The organism is Streptomyces sp. NPDC050743, assembly GCF_044456925.1.
Taxonomy (GTDB): domain Bacteria; phylum Actinomycetota; class Actinomycetes; order Streptomycetales; family Streptomycetaceae; genus Streptomyces.
In genome coordinates this window covers 1-3,722 of the sequence record NZ_JBITGJ010000259.1, presented here as the reverse complement: position 1 = coordinate 3,722, position 3,722 = coordinate 1, and the positions used below count along the sequence as shown (strand labels likewise).

Below are 3,722 nucleotides of genomic sequence, written 5' to 3'. Positions count from 1 at the left end.
CCCACTCGCATGCGCCCAGCGGTCAGCGACCACCCGATCGAGACTCCCGTTCGAAGCGCATCTCTCAAGATCGAAAAGACAACAGCTTCTGAGACGTCGATCACGAGGACCGGCGCCTGGATCGGCACGCCTGGCTGGTCCAGTCCAGAGCAGTACCGAGGAGAGCAGAGCGGGCCAGCCGCGGACGTCTTCACCTGGGGGGCCCTGGTTGCCTACGCGGCCATTGGGCGACAACCCTTCGGCACCGGCCGTCCCGACGAGGTTGCCTATCGCGTCCTCTCACAAGAGCCAGACCTGACCGGTGTGCCCGCAGCACTCCTTCCCTACGTTCAGGCGGCATTGTCGAAAGATCCGGCAGACCGGCCGTCGGCGAATGAGCTCGCCGCGGATCTCGAGGTCGTCCTATCGAACGCGGCGACCGAAGTTGTCGGCCCTGGCGTCCCGACCAGGGTGCAAGAGATCGTCGCAGGAGTATGGACTCCAGCACACCAAGTGGAGGACGAGGAGTGGCCCCGGCCGGCACCGGCGTCTAGGCGACGAGGTCTGAAGATCGCTGCGCTGGGAGCCGTAGCAGCAGCGGCTGTAGTTGCTGCCGGATTGACGTGGACGTCAGCGCTGGCAAACCAGAACGCCAGCCACAACGTTGGTGCCCATGCTGCACCCTCCACATCAGCGGCGAACCGCGCGGGTGCCCACGCCTCCGTGACTCCATCTGCCAGCGCGAAAGCGGCGACACCGACTGTCGGTACGGGAGCGGGGACGTCGACGGCCAGCCCGGCATCGGCGACACCGGCTGCGCAGCAGAACACGGGCTGCGTCAAAGTCACGTACAAGACCGCTGACGGCCCAAGCGACTGCCTGTCAAAGGATGAGGTCTGCGCCCTGGGCGCCCCCTACTACACGACTGAGATCGACGACATATGCGGGGCCGCGCCACTTGCGAAGGTCTATGAAGCCGTATCTCAACCGAACATGATCGCTTGATTTCTGCTGGTCAGGCATGGTTCAGCTCGGAATGAGGGAGGCATGCGGCGTCTTGTTTCGGCTCCGTGATCGAGGGGTGCACGATGGCGTCGGTGCTGGGAATGCTGGAGGAGCGGGAGACAGCGGCCCGGGTTCGGGTGGAAGAGCTGAGAGAGGAAGTCGCGCGGCTGGCTGGGGTGTTGGAGGCCGCGGAGATCGAGCTGGACCGCCGGGTGATCGCGCGGGAGGAGCTGGTAGAGGCCCTGGCGGCGTCGGCTGCCGAGACGACCGCCGTGACCGAGGCGGAGGCGGAAACCGTGTCCTCGCCCGCGCCGGTGCCGGGCTCGATCGTGCCGCCTTGGCGCGAAGGACTGCCGGTGACGGTGCTGACGCCGGACTACCAGCGGATTCTGGGTGTGCTCGAGGAGCGGCAGCCCGCGGGCCAGGGGCCGCTGAAGGCCAGGGAGATCACGGTTCAGCTGGGCTTGGAGACAACGCCGGCGAAGGTCGAGGGTGTGCGCTCGAAGGCCCGGCGTCTGGCGGAGCGCGGGTGGCTCCTGCAGGAGAGGTCGGGGGCATTCAGTGTCGGCCGACGGCCCGTGGCCGTGCCAGACGCCGGCTCATCCGCGTGACCATCGACCACCGGATCATCGCCTCGCTGCTTGCCGGCAACGTCTCGTAGTCCCGGGCCAGTCGGCGCGAATGCATCAGCCACGCGAACGTGCGCTCTGCCACCCAGCGCCTGGGCAGCACCACGAATCCCGCCATGTCGTCGGTGCGTTTGACGATCTCCAGGGTCAGTGCGAGTTTCTGTCGGCACCAGTCGACGAGGGAGCCGGTGTAGCCGCCGTCGGCCCACACGAGGCTGATGTCGCGGTGCAGGCGGCGCAGCCGCCTCAGCAAACCCGTGGCGGCATCCCGATCGCCGATGTTCGCGGCGGTGACACAGACGACCAGGAGCAGACCGAGCGTGTCGGTCACGATGTGTCGTTTGCGGCCCGGCACCTTCTTCCCGCCGTCGTAGCCGCGTGAGGCGGCCGGCACCGTTGCGGCGGCCCGCACCGACTGGGCGTCGATGATTCCCGCCGTGGGCTCGGCCTCACGGCCCTCGCGTTCACGGACCTTCCCACGCAGCCGGTCGTGGAACTCGGTGATCAGCCCGTGCTCGCGCCAGCGGCGGAAGAAGGCGTAGACACGGCCCCAGTCGGGGAAGTCCGCAGGCATCGCCCGCCAGGAGATCCCGCCCGCGACCAGGTAGCGGATCGCGTCCAGCAGTTGGCGGTGGCAGTAGCCCTCGGGCTGCCCGCCTCTGCCCTGGAGCCAGGCCGGCACCGGCAGCAACGGCCGGATGGCCGCCCACTCCGCATCCGTCATGTCCGACGGATACCGACGTTCCCGGTCGGGATGGTCGGCCGCGTTGCCGTACACGTGCGCGAGGCAATCACACGATCGGGCAGCCGAGTTGGACTGCCCAGCCATCGGCACGGAAGACTGCGGCATCGGGACCTCCTGCTGCTCTATGGATTCGACACCCACGAGTTGTTCAGGAGGTCCCGTCTTCATGCCCTGGCCACGGCAGGATCACCCGACCGGGAATCCGCGTTCGACCCGCACGTTCCATGATCGGTTGAGATACGGCTTCTATGTCGATAACACCGACGTTGCTCCTGCTCCGGGCTGTCTGAAGTTGCAAAGCACCGCCTGGGTCACAGGTACTGCGTCCTATGCCGGCGAGTCGGCACCGGCCGCGGCGTGCAGTGCCTTCATCGACCGCACGGAGATAGATAACGGAGGCGTGCCGCTCAAGTCCTGTCAGGTGATGTACCCCGGGACTAGGCAGACGTTTCTTGCAATCCTGAGCACCGCTTCGGGATCCATGACCGCGTGCCTCACCGCAAACCACGGTGCCTGACGAGCGAGCCCGACCGCGTGTGTCCGACATGCGATTTGCTTCGTCGGCGGTGAAGGTTCGGGGCACGGCCGGCTCACCCCCTCGCACGCGTGTGATGACGGGTTACCGGTCAGGGGCTGACGGCCGTCATGACGGTCTGGGACACTGCGGAACCTGACGGAAGAAGGGGGACCACGTGAACTACCGGGATCACGCGATCAAGTACGCCGAGGAGCGCGGCTGGGAGCACGTGCAGGGCTCGATGACGCTCGGCTCGACGAGGGTCTCCGTGGACGAGTTTCGCAAGGGGAAGAAGGTCGTGGTCGCCACGTTCATGAACTTCGAGGCCCTCACCGATTGGGCCGACTACTGGACCTTGGGCCACTACGACTTCGGAGATGGCCGTCACGGCCGGATCGAAGCGGTGCAGTCCAACGCGGAGCAGAAGCAACTGAGCCTGGAGCGGGCCCTCGATGAACCGGCGTAGTGAGCGTTGCCGCACGCGTGACGCCCGTCAGCGTCGGGAGTCGTTGTAGAGGGCCTGGGCAGGGCAGTCTCCCGGGCCTCCTCATAGTTGAGGCAGCGCTCGAACGCCCTGACGACGTCGGCGAACGGCTAATTAGCCCTCTGGCAACGCCAGAGCGCACTCACCCAGCGCCAGGCCGCCGTCACCGCCCAGCACCAAGCACTGTCCCGGCAGCTCGCCGCCCAGTCCGACGCACTCATCGACGTCGACCCGGACCTGGCCTCCCGGGGGTTCCCCCCGAGAAGTGGACACCGGTTTGTATGCTTATGCGGCAAGTGTGAGTGTAGCTGAGTGTCGGGCCTCGTAGGCGACGGGGCTGAGCTGGCCGTTCTTCTTGTGTCT

The 3,722-nt window shown here is 66.8% G+C and carries 3 protein-coding genes and 1 pseudogene; 3 read left to right on the top strand and 1 reads right to left on the bottom strand.

Translation table 11 applies throughout. From position 1 onward, the window contains the following. Together ACIBJF_RS52585 and ACIBJF_RS52580 are read left to right on the top strand one after the other, a co-directional pair. Positions 1 to 984: pseudogene (locus tag ACIBJF_RS52585) on the top strand (hypothetical protein); the annotation flags it as partial. Positions 985 to 1,067: 83 nt separating this feature from the next. Beyond that, the gene (locus ACIBJF_RS52580; RefSeq protein WP_399184988.1) at positions 1,068 to 1,595 is read left to right on the top strand and encodes a hypothetical protein; all 528 of its coding nucleotides are present in this window, start codon (positions 1,068 to 1,070) and stop codon (positions 1,593 to 1,595) included. Here ACIBJF_RS52580 and ACIBJF_RS52575 read toward each other — a convergent pair. Next, entirely contained in the window at positions 1,543 to 2,337 is a 795-nt protein-coding gene (locus tag ACIBJF_RS52575) for an IS5 family transposase (RefSeq protein WP_399184987.1), read from the bottom strand. The two genes, ACIBJF_RS52580 and ACIBJF_RS52575, sit on opposite strands and share 53 nt — an antisense overlap. A gap of 713 nt (positions 2,338 to 3,050) precedes the next feature. On the opposite strand from ACIBJF_RS52575, the gene ACIBJF_RS52570 reads away from it, so the two are divergent. Beyond that, positions 3,051 to 3,341, top strand: a complete 291-nt coding sequence (locus tag ACIBJF_RS52570; protein ID WP_399184986.1) for a hypothetical protein — start codon at positions 3,051 to 3,053, stop codon at positions 3,339 to 3,341. Positions 3,342 to 3,722 lie beyond the last annotated feature (381 nt).